Here is a 14,218-nt window from a genome sequence, read left to right as displayed (position 1 = left end):
ATTATTGACGGTATCAGCCGTTATCTGAACTTGAGCAATCTAGGGAGAAATACGTCTAGATTGGAACAAGGGTGGAACCACGAAAACACATTCGTCCCTTTCCTAGGGATGGGTGTGTTTTTTTTATTACTTTGAAGGGAGGTGCGGTAACATGAAACGATTTATAAGTACGGAAATAACCACCACCTGCATGACAAAAAAGCAGAATAAGGTGATTTATAGGTGTAACAATTAAACTTTTAGGAGGAGATTAGAAGATGAATAACGTTATAAATGTTGGAGTATTAGGTTTAGGTACGGTCGGAAGTGGTGTTGTTCATATTTTGAAAGAACATTATAAAAAAATCGCTCTTGATACAGGATACGAAGTGAAAGTGAAAACAGTCGTTGTACGTGATTTGGAAAAAGAACGCGATGTTTGTATTGACGGGATTGCAGTAACAAGTCATGCAGATGAAGTTCTAAATGATTCGAATATTGATATTGTAGTAGAGGTAATGGGCGGAATTGAAGAAGCGAAGCAGCATATTGTTAAGGCTTTACGAAATAAGAAACATGTCGTGACAGCAAATAAAGATTTAATGGCTGTATACGGTGCAGAGCTTCTTCAACTGGCGAACGATAATGATTGTGATTTATGTTATGAAGCGAGCGTAGCAGGCGGTATTCCAGTGTTAAGAGGACTAACTGACGGGCTAGCATCAGATCAAATTGAAAAAATAATGGGAATTGTAAATGGTACAACAAATTATATGTTAACAAAAATGAGTCAAAATGGGTGGTCTTATGAAGAGGCTTTACAGGAAGCGCAAAAATTAGGTTTTGCAGAATCGGATCCGACAGCAGATGTAGATGGACTAGATGCGGCGAGAAAGGTAGCAATTCTTGCAAACTTAGGTTTTTCGATGAATGTTTCATTAGATGATGTGCAAGTAAGAGGGATTCGAAAGGTCGAAAAAGAAGATTTACAAATGGCTGAAAAGTTAGGATTTACTATGAAGTTAATTGGTAAAGCTGAAAAACAAGGACCAGCCATTCATTTAAGTGTAGAACCGACGCTTTTACCGATCCAGCATCCATTATCAAATGTGAATAATGAATTTAATGCGGTGTATGTCCATGGCCAAGCGGTAGGAGAAGTGATGTTTTATGGACCCGGAGCTGGGAAGTTACCGACTGGTTCTGCTGTAGTAAGTGATATTATTTCAATCGTTAAAAATATGAATCAAGTTCCGAAAAATAAAAGTGCGTTAAAAGAACCAGTTCCTTATGAATTACAAGGTGATGAAGAAGTAGTTTCGAAATATTTCTTACGCATTTCATTACAAGATGAGCCTGGGATGTTACAAAAAATAACAGAATGTTTCGTTAATTATTCTGTAAGTTTAAAAGAGGTTATTCAATTACCTTTAAACCGTGAACTGGCAGAAGTCGTTGTTGTGACACATCGAACTTCCAAGTATCAATTTGAACGAGTTTTAGAAGCGATAGAAGCTGTCGCAAGTGAAATAAACAGTTACTACATTATTGAGGAGGAAAAACAATATGTATAAAGGACTATTAAAACAATATGCGTCTTATTTACCGGTGAATGAAAATACACCTGATGTCAGCTTAATGGAAGGAAACACACCACTTATTCCATTATTAAATATATCAAAACAATTAGGGATTCAGCTATATGGTAAGTACGAAGGAGCGAATCCGACAGGTTCTTTTAAAGATCGTGGTATGGTCATGGCAGTTGCTAAGGCGAAAGAAGAAGGTTCAGAAGCAATCATTTGTGCATCAACAGGTAATACATCAGCGTCAGCTGCAGCATATGCGGCACGTCTTGGGATGAAATGCATTATCGTAATACCAGAAGGAAAGATTGCACATGGAAAATTAGCGCAAGCGGTCGCTTATGGAGCTGAAATTATTTCAATAGAAGGGAATTTCGATGATGCACTTAAGGCTGTAAGAAATATTGCTGCAGAAGAGCCGATTACGTTAGTAAACTCAGTAAATCCTTATCGAATTGAAGGGCAAAAAACAGCAGCGTTTGAAATTTGTGACCAATTGCAAAATGCACCAGATGTTCTAGCTATCCCTGTTGGGAATGCAGGGAATATTACAGCGTATTGGAAAGGCTTCTGTGAATATGAGAAAGAAAAAGGTTATAAAAAGCCAAGAATTCATGGCTTTGAAGCGGAAGGAGCAGCTGCAATTGTAAAAGGGCATGTAATTGAAGAGCCTGAAACAATTGCAACAGCGATTCGCATCGGTAACCCAGCAAGTTGGTCGTATGCAGTAGAGGCTGCCGAGCAGTCTCGTGGTGAAATAGATATGGTATCAGATGAAGAAATTTTACATGCGTATAGGTTATTAGCAAAAACTGAAGGAGTTTTCGCTGAACCAGGATCAAATGCTTCATTAGCCGGCGTAATTAAACATGTTCAATCTGGGAAAATCAAAAAGGGAGAAACAGTTGTTGCGGTATTAACTGGAAATGGTTTGAAGGATCCTGATACCGCTATTTCTTCAAATCAACTAGACATCGCAAGTGTGTCAAATGATATAGAACAAATTAAAGATCATATTAAAGGGGTGATTATGTCGTGATACCATTTAGCGTTCGTGTCCCTGCTAGTACGGCGAATGTTGGTCCTGGATTTGATTCAGTTGGAATAGCTTTGTCATTGTATTTAGGTGTGGTGGTTAAAGAAAAAGCTGATAAATGGCAAGTAATCCATTCCTTTGAAGAATCAATTCCGACAGACGATAAAAATTTAATCGTTAGCACGGCATGTAAAGTATGTCCTTCTATATCACCCCATATAATAGAAGTTACTAGTAATATCCCATTAACGAGAGGGCTAGGAAGTAGTGCATCAGCGATTGTAGCTGGGATAGAGCTTGCGAATCAACTAGGCAATTTGAACTTAACTGCTGATCAAAAAGTTCAAATTGCTACAAATTTTGAAGGACATCCTGATAATGTTGCTGCTTCTATATTAGGTGGAACTGTAATTGGAGCACTTGATGGAAAGGATGTTTCCGTCGTAAGAATTGAGAGCAAGGAATTGGGTGTAATTTCTCTCATTCCGAATGCAGAATTAAATACAGATGAAAGTCGATCTGTATTACCAAAGATGTTTCCGTTTCATGAGGCAGTTAAAGCTAGTGCGATAAGTAACGTATTAGTAGCTGCATTATGTCAAAAGCGGTGGGAAGTTGTAGGTGAAATGATGGAGAGAGACCATTTTCACGAACCATATCGTTTAGAACTCGTACCGTTATTACCATCTATTCGTAAATGCGCAAAAGAATTTGGTGCGTACGGTACAGCACTTAGCGGTGCGGGACCATCTATTTTTATATTAACGCCATATGAGAAACGTCAAGAAATCGCTGAGCAATTAGCGAGAGTATTTACAGATATGAAAGTATGTGAGCTTGAAATCGACCATAAAGGTATTATTGTAAATAAGGAAGAGCATATTGGATCGTAAAGAAAGCTGGCATGGCTAGCTTTCTTTACGTTGCAAACCTATTTTAAATTAGGTTTTTTTCGGAAAAAAATATAAAACAAATGTTGATTTTGAATAATGTAAGTAAAGAGTGCATTCATTTTGGAGGTGATTAAATGAATAAAGAGTCACCAGAAGAAAAAAGAGAGCGTATGAGACAAAGTGAATTAAAAAGTAATCCTACGGGTTCTTTACATGACGGACTCAATAGAGCGGAAACAGGTAGTCCAGTTGATATAGCAGGCGGTATGAATTGGAAAGGCACAGGAATAATCATTTTAGTACTATTTTTAGGATACATTGTATACACTTATTTTTTCAGTTGAAGAATGCTTGTTAAAATTTTGATTTGTTTAGTTTCATAATTATTGAGAAAAAAACGCAGTTACTGTATTACATATCTTCTAAGCAAGTTATAGTTGTTCATATCAACTTTTAATACTCCAAATAGAGCTAGCAAAATGCTAGCTCTATTATTTTTTGCCACATTCCTGTAACAAACCACCTGTATATTCATTGGTGGAGGTGCAGAGGATGAAAAAAATGATAGCGATATGTCTTCTAACAACTATGCCATTTTCGACTTTAGTCGGTTGTGACGTAAAAGGTAGTAATGCTGTACAAGAGTCTAAAATAAAGAAATCGACGTATAAAGATTTTACTTATGATGTAAATCCAGAAACATTCACATTAACTGTAGAACATGAGGGGGTAAAGGAACAGGCATCACGACCCCTACCGAAAATGAAGGTATCGAATGTAAAAAAAGAAAAGGATCGTACATCGTGGGAATATCCAGATCAAAAAGTAAAAATAAAATTAGAAAAGAAAAAAGACCACTTAAACATTGAAGTGGAATCGACTGGTGCAGAAAGCTTTACATGGCCGAAAGTAGAAGCTGAAAATTATACACTTCCGTTATGGGAGGGTAAGCAAATTCCGAGCAATGATGAGAATTGGAAGAAGTTTTTAAAGGATGATGCATATTCATTTGCTGAATCATTTTCTATGAAGTTTTTCGCATTAAATGGTTCGAAATATTCAATTGTATATATTGCAAACAATATGTTTAATAATGAATTGAAGTTTCATTCGGATCCGAAAATAGGATTTGATTTTACACATGAATTTCCGAGCATAAATAAAAATAAAACATATGGATTTCAATTATATGTGACAAATAATGATGCGGTAAGCATTGCTAAACTGTATAAGGATGATATTGTTCGAAAAGGTGAATTTAAAACATTACAAGAAAAGGCTAGAAAAAATAAAGAAATCGAAAAGTTATATGGAGCGGCGCATTTTTATTTTTGGAATCAAAATGGTCTATCAGAAAATAATATAAATTGGCCAAAACTAAGGGAGCAAATAAATAGCCCGCTGTTTAGTCATATAAAAGAACTTATTCAAAAGAATAGTTCAGAGCCTGGGGAACTGAATGTATTAGATCAAGTAAGTAAACAAGATTTCATTGATAAGTATCAAAAAAATGTTATTTTACGTTATATAAACGAAGTATTATCCATGAAGGAATTTTATAAAGAGGATATTTTTCAAAACGTTGATCAGGAAGCTAGTGTGCTATTAAAGAAAGGTGTAGGTCACTTAACGAACACAGAATTGTATAGCTTAAATAAGCATTTATTAAAGTCGCTACTTGGTGATGCGGTTGAAGAGGTAAGTAAATGGGGTAATGCAGATGGAACGGACATACTAAAGGAAATGAAAGAGGTAGGAATAGAAAAAGCGTGGATTGGTCTGCCGAACTGGGAACAAGGATTTATGCAACCTAATTTCGTGACAAAAGCGAAGGAAATGGGGTATTTAGTTGGTCCGTATGATTCATATCATTCCATTCACGAAAAAAGTGATAAAAATTGGAACACAGCATCCTTTAATGACCCATCATTATATGAAGAGGCTACTGTAACGAAGAAAAACGGAGAAAAGGTGCAAGGCTTTTTAGGCAGAGGTCGCAAGTTAAACCCGACTTTATCGCTGCCTAGTGTAAAGGAACGCATGAATGATATATTACAAAATGGTCCTAAATATAATTCATGGTTTATTGATTGTGATGCGACAGGTGAAATTTACGATGACTATTCAGCGAAACATATAACGACACAAGAGCAAGATTTAAAAGCACGTTTAAAACGAATGGACTACATTGCGCAAGAAAAGGGTATGGTCGTTGGTTCTGAAGGTGGAAATGATTTTGCTAGTAGTACGATTGCATTTGCACACGGAATTGAAACACCTGTTATTAAATGGGACGATGAAGATATGCGGAAAAATAAAACAAGTCCGTATTATGTCGGTGGATATTGGTCACCAAATCAAAATGTTCCCGAAAAATATGCAAAACAAGTACCATTGAAAGAAGAATATAAACAAGTGTATTTAAACCCAGTATATTCGGTACCATTATATAAATTAGTATACAATGATTCCGTTATTACAACGCACCATTGGGAATGGGGAAGTTTAAAGGTAAAAGATGAAGTTGGAAATCGAATGCTGTCTGAATTATTGTATAATGTTCCTCCGTTGTACCATTTAGATGAAGTAGAGTGGAATAAGCATAAAAAAGAAATTACAGAGCATCTAAAAGTTTGGAATGAAGTTCATGAAAAAGCAGTAAAAGAAGAGATGACGAATTTTGCGTATTTGTCAGAAGATAAGCTATTACAATCTGTTTCTTATGGAAAAAATATTAAAATCATTGTGAACTTCTCAAATGAAGACATGGAAGTAGAAAAAACGAAAATAAAAGCAAAGTCGGCTTTTATTGATAATCAGGGGAAGAAAAGCATGTATACGCCGTTTGAGAAATAATAACGTCAAATATACTGTATTCATAGAGATTTTATAATTAGCTGGATTCTTTATTCATATCGTTTGTTAGGAAAAAGACATTCTAATTTAAAAAGAAAGAGTTAATAAATTTGTAAATCCGCATGTTGCGAAGTGCTAAATTTTTGAAATTGGTAAATAGTGACTTGCCAAAAATAAGTACGAGAGTATAATGTGAAATGGAATACGTATTGGGTTTAAGTAGTAACCTTACAAAATTGTAAGGTTAGTGAAAGGAAATTCAATATGAAGATAAATAGACTTACATTATACTTGGTAAAGAGAAAGAGAGGCGAATGGGTATGAGCTCTGAATTAGAACAAAATACGAGAAGTAATAAAAAGCGTTCTAAAAGAAAGTCAATAAAATGGTTCATATTAATTCCATTTTTCCTACTTATTTTTGGAGGAGTAGGATATGGTTCGTTTATATATAATAAAGCAAAAGCTGTTGTAAATGATGCGTATGCAAAAATTGATAAGTCATCAAAGCGTGATAAAGAAGTCGAACCTTTAAAGGATAATATTTCAATATTAATCATGGGTGTAGATGGAAGTGAGATGAGAAAAAGCCAATATGGCGAAGCAGTTCGAACAGATGCACTTTTATTAGCAACAATTAATAAAGATGATAAGTCTGTTAAGCTAGTAAGTATTCCACGTGATTCACGTGTTTACATTCCAACTAGAAAAAAATTAGATAAAATTACTCATGCTCACGTATTTGGTGGCGTAGAAAGCACACGCGATACAGTGGAAAGATTTTTGAATGTCCCTGTTGATTATTATGTGAAGTTTAACTTTGAATCATTCGTACAAATTGTCGATTCAATTGGTGGTATTGATATTGATGTACCAGTTACTTTCACTGAACAAGATAGTAAAGACCAAGCTGGTATGATTCATTTAGAAAAAGGTTACCAACATTTAAATGGAGAACAAGCACTTGCACTTGCAAGAACGCGTAAAATTGATAGTGACGCAATGCGTGGACAGAGACAGCAACTTGTAATAGAAGCAATTGCCAAAAAAGCGATGTCTGTTCAATCAATTAGCAAAATGGGCTCTTTACTAGATGCGGTTGATAAAAATATGAAAACGAACTTAACATTTGACGATATGCTTGCCATTACAAAAAATATGGCAGGATCTAGTTTGGAAATGGAAAAATTGCAAATAGAAGGTACAGATAAACGTATCGGTGGTATTTATTATTACATTCCAAATGAAAAAAATGTAAAAGATATTTCAAAAAAATTAAATGATCATTTAGGTGTAACGCCAAAATCAGTCCGAAACGAATAATAAAAAAAGATTGGCTTTTGCCAATCTTTTTTTTTGGAATGTATTTGTAACTTTTCTGTAACGATTTTTTAGTTTAGAAAAATTATACTCATATGTATGAGTATAATGGATAGGTAAAAAAGTAAAAGGACATATTCAAAATTTGTGGTAAGGAAAGATATCATATGCAGAAATGGTTAAGCATGATGGGAATTATCTTTATATTGACTGGATGTAAAATGTCTGAAGCTCCAACAAGTCTAATGGAAGCTCCTACAAATGAAAAATGGATTAATGAATTAAAGGAACAAATTGATAAAGATTTACCTGTTAATTATCGCTTACTTACTCCAATGTCTAACAAAGATAAACAGATGATTTGGTCAATGAATTTTAAACAAGATAATAAGAAAGAAGCCATCTTATTTTATAAATTGCCGAATGAAGATCATAGCGTATATTTAGCCGTATATGAAGAAATCGGAAATGGCTGGAGAATAAAGTCCACACATAAATTTGATGGTGGAGATGTAGATATCGTTGAAGTCGGTGATTTTACAGGGAACGGGAAGAGAGAGTTGTTAATCGGAATCTCTGTAAATCGTGAATCGTTAGAACATGTTATGTATGTTTTTTCGGAAGAAAATGAAGAGATGAAGGAAATATATAATCGAAGTTATACGAAGTTATTCATAGAGGATCTAAATGAAAATGGACTGAAAGATATAAGCCTTGTTACATTTGAAAAAGATGAGAAGCTGACAGTTGAGTTCATGGAACAATTTAAGACTTTATCTGAAGTGTCATACGATCCATTTATAAATAGTATTCAAAGAATACAAATGGGTCGTATATCTAAATCACTAAAGGCGGTAGTAATTGATGCAGGAGTTGGCGCTCATTCAGGTATAACTTATGTAGCAAAATTTGATCAGGATCATTATGAAGTATTACCTATAGGTGGGAAAGAAGATTTATTTAATGAATATGTTGTAGAAAGTAAAGATGTTAATGAAGACGGCATTATTGAATTTGTTCGTACTGTACGTCCAAAAGGTTGGGAGGATAAATCACATGGTGATAGTCCGCTTTTTGAACGTTACATACAGTGGAGTGAATCTGGAATTAAACCAATTGAAGAACGATATATAGATATAGAAAAAGGGTATTATGTGAAAATTCCTAAAGAGTTAATAGGGAAAATTACAATACCAGATCAGCAAAAAGAATCAAATTCTCAAAAGTTTTTGGATACAAGAACAAATAAAATATGGCTTGAAGTTCATATTTTTAAGCGGAAAGAATGGTTCAATATAAAAGGCTACAGCGCAGCAATTAAAACGGCTTCTCACGTATATGCAGTACCGAAGCAATCGGAATTTGAAAAAGTGAAAGCATATATAAAACCGCTAGCGGATTATCAACAAGAGTAGGAGGTGGGAATTATGTCAAAAATTTTAGTTTTAGAAGATGAATTAACGATCCGTAGCTTTATTGTTTTAAATTTAAAACGTGCTGGATTTTATGTAATAGAAGCTACTACTGGAGAAGAAGCGTTACAGATTTTGAGTGAACAAACTGTTGATATAGCACTGCTGGATGTAATGTTACCGGGGATTGATGGTTTAGAAGTTTGTAAGGCTATCAGGAAAGAAAATAAAAAAATGGGTATTATTATGTTAACCGCACGTGTACAAGATGAAGATAAGGTGCAAGGACTAGGAATAGGTGCAGATGATTATATTGCAAAACCGTTTAGTCCAGTAGTATTAACTGCACGTATACAGTCTTTATTAAGAAGAATAGAAGTACATGAAGAAAAAACGAATATTGTTACGTCAGGTCCATTTTCGTTAAATATTATAGAAGAAAGATTGTATAAAGATGGACAATTAGTCGATTTAACACCTACAGAGTATATGATATTACAGTATTTAATGAATCAGGCTTCAAAGCCAGTTTCGCGTGATGAAATTTTAAATATGATTTGGGGAACCAATTACGTAGGTGAGACGAAAGTAGTAGATGTAAATATGAGACGGTTACGTCAAAAGATAGAATGGAATCCATCAGAACCTGAATTTATTCTTACGGTGTGGGGAAAAGGATATGTGTGGAAGGAAAGTATGAGATGAAACGGAAAGTGACTTTATATTTTATGACGGTCATTACACTTATGCTTGTATTATTTGAAGTTGTATTTTCAGTCTCAATTTATCGATACTATTATAATGGTATTGTGCAATATATAGAGTCTCATGCGAAAACGAGTACACGTTTTTTTTCAGAATACAATTCACTATACTTTATTCGATTACAAGAATATAGTGGTGACATAATTAGTAGCTTTCAATTAGAAGGAACAGAATTACAGTTAATTGATCGTCACGGCTCGGTTATACAATCTTCAAGTGGTGAAAAGGTAAAAGGTAAAGTGAATATTCCACAATCATTATTAGAAGGTGAAATGTATAATCAAGTTACTACGAAAGGTAATAAAAAACAACTAGAGGTGCTAAGCCCACTTATACATCAAGGACAAACTATTGGTGTTTTAAAATATACGACTGTTTTAACAAATGTAAATAAAAAGATTATTGAAATTATTACGTTTACTATTTCTGTAGGTATTGTTATTTCGGGAGTCGCCTTCTTAATTAGTAGACGTTTGGCAAATTCATTTGTTGAGCCAATTGAATCCATTATTCAAGCCTCTTCACAAATTGCAGAAGGCACATTAAAGCAAAAAATTAAAGAAGATTATCCTGGAGAATTAGGTGAATTGGCACATAGTTTAAATTATATGGCTTATAAAATAGATAAGGCTGAGCAGATGAAAAATGAATTCATTGCTTCTATTTCGCACGAAATACGAACGCCTTTAACAGGAATTAAAGGTTGGAGTGAGACGTTAAAAACAGTAGATCATTTAACAGAAGAAGAAATAAAGCAAGGTATGGGCATTATTTCAGGTGAGACAGATAGATTGATTCATTTAGTAGAAGAATTGCTAGATTTTTCAAGATTACAATCAAATCATTTTAATTTATATAAACAAAAGGTGCAGTTGTACGATATACTAGAGGAGACGATTTGGCAATTAACTCCTAAATCGGAAGAGAAGGAAATTCAATTTATTACTACTATAGACCGAATTGAATTGATGGGAGATCGAAATAGGTTAAAGCAAGTTTTCTTGAATATTGTTCAAAATGCAATTAAGTATTCACATAAAAAAAGCACAATACACATTGAAGCGACTAAAATAGAAGGACAAGCAGTGATTAAGGTAAGAGACGAAGGGATTGGAATTGCTAAAGAACATTTACCATATATTGAGCAATCATTTTACCAAATTAATAATCATGCTGCAGGTGCAGGTATTGGTTTAGCTATCGTTAAAAAAATGGTAGAGCTTCATGGCGGTGTGCTTAGTGTTACAAGCAAAGAAGGAATAGGAACAACAATTTTGATAAAACTCCCATTATAATACAAATAAAATCTATTTATATGGTGAAATAAAAATAAATAGATGTATAATTATATTGGGCGATTTATATATAAGATTAATAGGGAGAGGAATTCGATAGAATGGAAAAAGCTTTAAAAATTAAACAAATAGTAGTCGTTTTAATAGCGATTGCCGCAGTAGCTATTGGGTATTACATGTTTCAATCAATTACTTCACCAGCAAAAGCTGTTGCGAAACAAGAAAATGTAGTGCAGCTTGCAAGTGAACAGCCGAAAGTTGAAATGAATAAAACGGCACCAAGTCGTTTTAATGGAAAAGAAAGAAAAGTTGCTTATCTTACATTTGACGATGGGCCAGGGAAATATACGGCTGAATTATTAAATACGCTAAAACAACATGATGCGAAGGCGACGTTCTTTTTAATTGGAGCGAATGTAAAAGAATTTCCTGATTTAGTGAAACGTGAAAATGCTGAGGGTCATTATGTAGGCATGCATAGTATGACACATAATTTCGCAAAGTTATATAAAAATGGCGAGTATGTAAATGAGATGAAAGAAGATCAAGGTTTAATCGCTAATATTATTGGGAAATCACCTAAATTAACACGTCCTCCATATGGTTCGATGCCTGGATTGAATGAAGGTCTTCGAAATAAAGTGGTAGAAGGCGGATTTAAAGTATGGGATTGGACAATTGATTCATTAGATTGGAGATACAATAAAATGCCAGTTGATGCAGCTGCAGCACAAATTGCTCAAAACGTATTAACAAACGCAACAAAACCACAAGAAGTAATTTTAATGCATGATATTCACCCGCAATCAGTTGCTGCTGTGCCAGCAATTTTAAAGGGGCTAAAAGAAAAAGGTTATGAGTTTGAAGCTTATCATGAAGAGAGTCACTTCCCAGTGAACTTCTGGCATGATAACCGTATGTAATGGAGGAATGAACGTTGAAGTATGGAAAAGTAGCAGTAGTTGGAGCATTATCAGTAGGACTTTTAACAGGTTGTTTCGGTGAAAAGCCAGAAGAAAATCTATATACAGCTTTTGAAACAGCAGCAACACAAGAAAAATCTTTAGTGGATGAAGCAAAAAAATTAGAGCAGTTAGAGAAACAAGGGCAAGAATTATATGCACAAATTTTGCAAGAAGGTAAAGATCATAATGAAGCAGTTGTGAAGAAAATAGAGCAAGCTACTGCAAATGTAGACGATCGTGAAAAAGTATTGAAAAGTGAGAAAGAAATGCTAGAAAAAGCACAGAAGGAAACGAAGTCTGTTCAAAGTAATATAGAGAAGATTGAAGATAAGAAGTTACAAAAACAAGCAAAAGCAGTAGAAGAGTCGTATAAGAATCGTTATGATGCATTCCAAAAGATGAATGAAAATTACACGAAAGTGTTAGCGACTGAAAAAGAACTGTATGAAAAATTAAAAGTAAAAGAAACGAAATTAAAAGAAATCGGTGAAAAAGTTAAAACTGTTAATGAATTAAATGTGGAAGCACAAAAGTGGAAAGAGCAGTTTAACAAATTTACAAAAGAGTATAATGACAGTAAATTAGCATTCTACAAAGATGCAGAAATTAAGATTAAAGATCAGAAATAAAGAAGAATCTAAAGTGTAATAAAAAGCCGGAGAAACATCGTTATAAATGTTTTTTCGGTTTTTTACGTTAAATGAATAGAAAAGACTGGAATTGATATCATAAAAGAGTTATAGTGAGTTATTCTAAGGGAAACATTGTAAAGTAAGGAGAATGGGAATATGTCATATGAATTTTTACTCAAATTAGGTTTAGCACTCTTTTTAGGATTATTCATCGGGATAGATAGGCAGCTAAAGAATAAACCACTTGGTGTGAAAACAAGTATGGTTATTTCTGTAGCAAGTTGTTTAATTACGATGGTTTCAATTGAATCTGTACATGTATATTCTGTTCCAGGACATACAAATATGGATCCGATGCGACTGGCCGCTCAAATTGTTAGTGGAATTGGTTTTCTTGGCGCGGGTGTCATTTTACGAAGAAGTAATGACGTTATTTCTGGATTAACAACAGCTTCTATGGTGTGGGCTGCTTCAGCTTTAGGGATCGCAATTGGTGCGGGATTTTATTTACAAGCGACAGTTGCGATGGTTTTAATTATTTTAGCGATTAATGTACTTCCGCAACTTGTGAAAATTGCAGGACCGTATTCATTAAGACAAAAGGATTTATCTATAAAAATTACTGTTAAAGAGCATCATGAGTTAGATGGTATATTTAAGCAAATTAAAAATTTAGGCATGCATGTGAAACGCGTGAAAATTAAAGATATAGATAGTGGAGCATTTCAGCAACTAGAGATGGTTATTTTAGCTCCAGAAGATTTATATACAACAGAGTTATATAGTTCCCTGAAAGAGATAGATCGAGTAGTTTCAGTTGAAGTGGAAAGTAGATAATTGTGATAAAAAAGAGTGAAGTGAATTCACTCTTTTTTATTTGGATTCTTAAGGAATGAAATTGATATAATGATGAGTAACAAGGAGGGAGAAATGATGGGAATACATATTAGAAGAGCAATAAAGGATGATATACAAGGTATAGCAAAGGTGCATGTTGATAGTTGGAAAACAACGTATAAAGGGATATTTGCTGACGAAATTCTAGATAATATAGCATATGAGAAACGAGAAAAACAATGGGAAGATATTTTTCAAAAAGAGGGTAATCATCAATTTAGATTTGTAGCAGAGAATTTAAATGGAGAAATAGTTGGATTCATCGATGGGGGAGTAGAAAGAACTGGTACATATAATTGTGATGGAGAATTATATGCAATCTACCTTTTACAAGAGTATCAAGGAATGAAAATAGGACAAAAGTTATTTCAAGCTTTATTATCGGATTGTATAAATAATGATATGCAATCACTTTTAGTTTGGGTTGTTACGAATAATCCTTCTAAAAAGTTTTATGAAAAATTCAACCCTGAAAAAATTGATACGAAATTTTTAGAGAGAGTAAGGGTAGAAGAAACAGCGTATTGTTGGAGAGATTTGAATTTGTTACAAAAACAAACAGCTATATAGATTGATGCATATA

General features: G+C 33.9%; 13 protein-coding genes. All 13 read left to right on the top strand.

The window, feature by feature from the left end; genetic code table 11:
- Nucleotides 1–257 precede the first annotated feature (257 nt).
- The 13 genes from ACUN13_RS28365 (at nucleotide 258) to ACUN13_RS28305 (ending at nucleotide 14,205) form a co-directional block, all read left to right on the top strand.
- On the top strand, nucleotides 258–1,553 hold the full coding sequence (locus tag ACUN13_RS28365; protein ID WP_025690265.1) for a homoserine dehydrogenase: 1,296 nt from the start codon (nucleotides 258–260) through the stop codon (nucleotides 1,551–1,553).
- Nucleotides 1,546–2,604 (top strand): threonine synthase, encoded by a 1,059-nt coding sequence (gene thrC, locus ACUN13_RS28360; protein WP_074553849.1) that lies wholly within the window; start codon nucleotides 1,546–1,548, stop codon nucleotides 2,602–2,604. The genes ACUN13_RS28365 and thrC overlap by 8 nt, the downstream gene beginning before the upstream one ends.
- The gene (gene thrB, locus ACUN13_RS28355; RefSeq protein ID WP_000612105.1) at nucleotides 2,601–3,494 is read left to right on the top strand and encodes a homoserine kinase; all 894 of its coding nucleotides are present in this window, start codon (nucleotides 2,601–2,603) and stop codon (nucleotides 3,492–3,494) included. The genes thrC and thrB overlap by 4 nt, the downstream gene beginning before the upstream one ends.
- A gap of 134 nt (nucleotides 3,495–3,628) precedes the next feature.
- Nucleotides 3,629–3,838, top strand: a complete 210-nt coding sequence (locus ACUN13_RS28350) for a DUF6366 family protein (RefSeq protein ID WP_001031478.1) — start codon at nucleotides 3,629–3,631, stop codon at nucleotides 3,836–3,838.
- A 208-nt stretch (nucleotides 3,839–4,046) separates the two neighbouring features.
- Entirely contained in the window at nucleotides 4,047–6,350 is a 2,304-nt protein-coding gene (locus tag ACUN13_RS28345; protein WP_445424070.1) for a glycoside hydrolase, read from the top strand.
- A gap of 320 nt (nucleotides 6,351–6,670) precedes the next feature.
- Complete coding sequence (locus tag ACUN13_RS28340; protein ID WP_025690273.1) at nucleotides 6,671–7,672, top strand: LCP family protein; 1,002 nt, start codon at nucleotides 6,671–6,673, stop codon at nucleotides 7,670–7,672.
- Between the two features lie 164 nt (nucleotides 7,673–7,836).
- A complete protein-coding gene (locus tag ACUN13_RS28335) occupies nucleotides 7,837–9,084 on the top strand; it encodes a hypothetical protein (protein ID WP_001174867.1) in 1,248 nt (415 codons plus the stop codon).
- 12 nt (nucleotides 9,085–9,096) lie between these two features.
- A complete protein-coding gene (locus ACUN13_RS28330; RefSeq protein WP_025690276.1) occupies nucleotides 9,097–9,786 on the top strand; it encodes a response regulator in 690 nt (229 codons plus the stop codon).
- Nucleotides 9,783–11,141, top strand: a complete 1,359-nt coding sequence (locus tag ACUN13_RS28325) for a sensor histidine kinase (protein ID WP_000824536.1) — start codon at nucleotides 9,783–9,785, stop codon at nucleotides 11,139–11,141. Before ACUN13_RS28330 ends, ACUN13_RS28325 begins: the two co-directional genes overlap by 4 nt.
- A 101-nt stretch (nucleotides 11,142–11,242) precedes the next feature.
- Nucleotides 11,243–12,064: a peptidoglycan-N-acetylglucosamine deacetylase gene (locus tag ACUN13_RS28320; protein WP_000409484.1), complete on the top strand. Its 822-nt coding sequence runs from the start codon at nucleotides 11,243–11,245 to the stop codon at nucleotides 12,062–12,064.
- Between the two features lie 14 nt (nucleotides 12,065–12,078).
- Complete coding sequence (locus tag ACUN13_RS28315; RefSeq protein WP_025690279.1) at nucleotides 12,079–12,735, top strand: YkyA family protein; 657 nt, start codon at nucleotides 12,079–12,081, stop codon at nucleotides 12,733–12,735.
- A gap of 159 nt (nucleotides 12,736–12,894) precedes the next feature.
- The gene (locus ACUN13_RS28310; protein ID WP_000119510.1) at nucleotides 12,895–13,575 is read left to right on the top strand and encodes an MgtC/SapB family protein; all 681 of its coding nucleotides are present in this window, start codon (nucleotides 12,895–12,897) and stop codon (nucleotides 13,573–13,575) included.
- 93 nt (nucleotides 13,576–13,668) lie between these two features.
- Entirely contained in the window at nucleotides 13,669–14,205 is a 537-nt protein-coding gene (locus ACUN13_RS28305) for a GNAT family N-acetyltransferase (RefSeq protein ID WP_033666136.1), read from the top strand.
- Nucleotides 14,206–14,218: the final 13 nt, after the last annotated feature.

The sequence above is a fragment of the Bacillus cereus group sp. Bce041 genome (assembly GCF_052646455.1).
This window is presented reverse-complemented; position numbering and strand designations above follow the sequence as displayed.

What these genes read in the sequence shown, in the direction of transcription:
- ACUN13_RS28365 (WP_025690265.1), top strand. Translation starts at nt 258, where the DNA reads ATGAATAACGTTATAAATGTTGGAGTATTAGGTTTAGGTACGGTCGGA.
- thrC (WP_074553849.1), top strand. Translation starts at nt 1,546, where the DNA reads ATGTATAAAGGACTATTAAAACAATATGCGTCTTATTTACCGGTGAAT.
- ACUN13_RS28350 (WP_001031478.1), top strand. Translation starts at nt 3,629, where the DNA reads ATGAATAAAGAGTCACCAGAAGAAAAAAGAGAGCGTATGAGACAAAGT.
- ACUN13_RS28345 (WP_445424070.1), top strand. Translation starts at nt 4,047, where the DNA reads ATGAAAAAAATGATAGCGATATGTCTTCTAACAACTATGCCATTTTCG.
- ACUN13_RS28340 (WP_025690273.1), top strand. Translation starts at nt 6,671, where the DNA reads ATGAGCTCTGAATTAGAACAAAATACGAGAAGTAATAAAAAGCGTTCT.
- ACUN13_RS28335 (WP_001174867.1), top strand. Translation starts at nt 7,837, where the DNA reads ATGCAGAAATGGTTAAGCATGATGGGAATTATCTTTATATTGACTGGA.
- ACUN13_RS28330 (WP_025690276.1), top strand. Translation starts at nt 9,097, where the DNA reads ATGTCAAAAATTTTAGTTTTAGAAGATGAATTAACGATCCGTAGCTTT.
- ACUN13_RS28325 (WP_000824536.1), top strand. Translation starts at nt 9,783, where the DNA reads ATGAAACGGAAAGTGACTTTATATTTTATGACGGTCATTACACTTATG.
- ACUN13_RS28320 (WP_000409484.1), top strand. Translation starts at nt 11,243, where the DNA reads ATGGAAAAAGCTTTAAAAATTAAACAAATAGTAGTCGTTTTAATAGCG.
- ACUN13_RS28310 (WP_000119510.1), top strand. Translation starts at nt 12,895, where the DNA reads ATGTCATATGAATTTTTACTCAAATTAGGTTTAGCACTCTTTTTAGGA.
- ACUN13_RS28305 (WP_033666136.1), top strand. Translation starts at nt 13,669, where the DNA reads ATGATGGGAATACATATTAGAAGAGCAATAAAGGATGATATACAAGGT.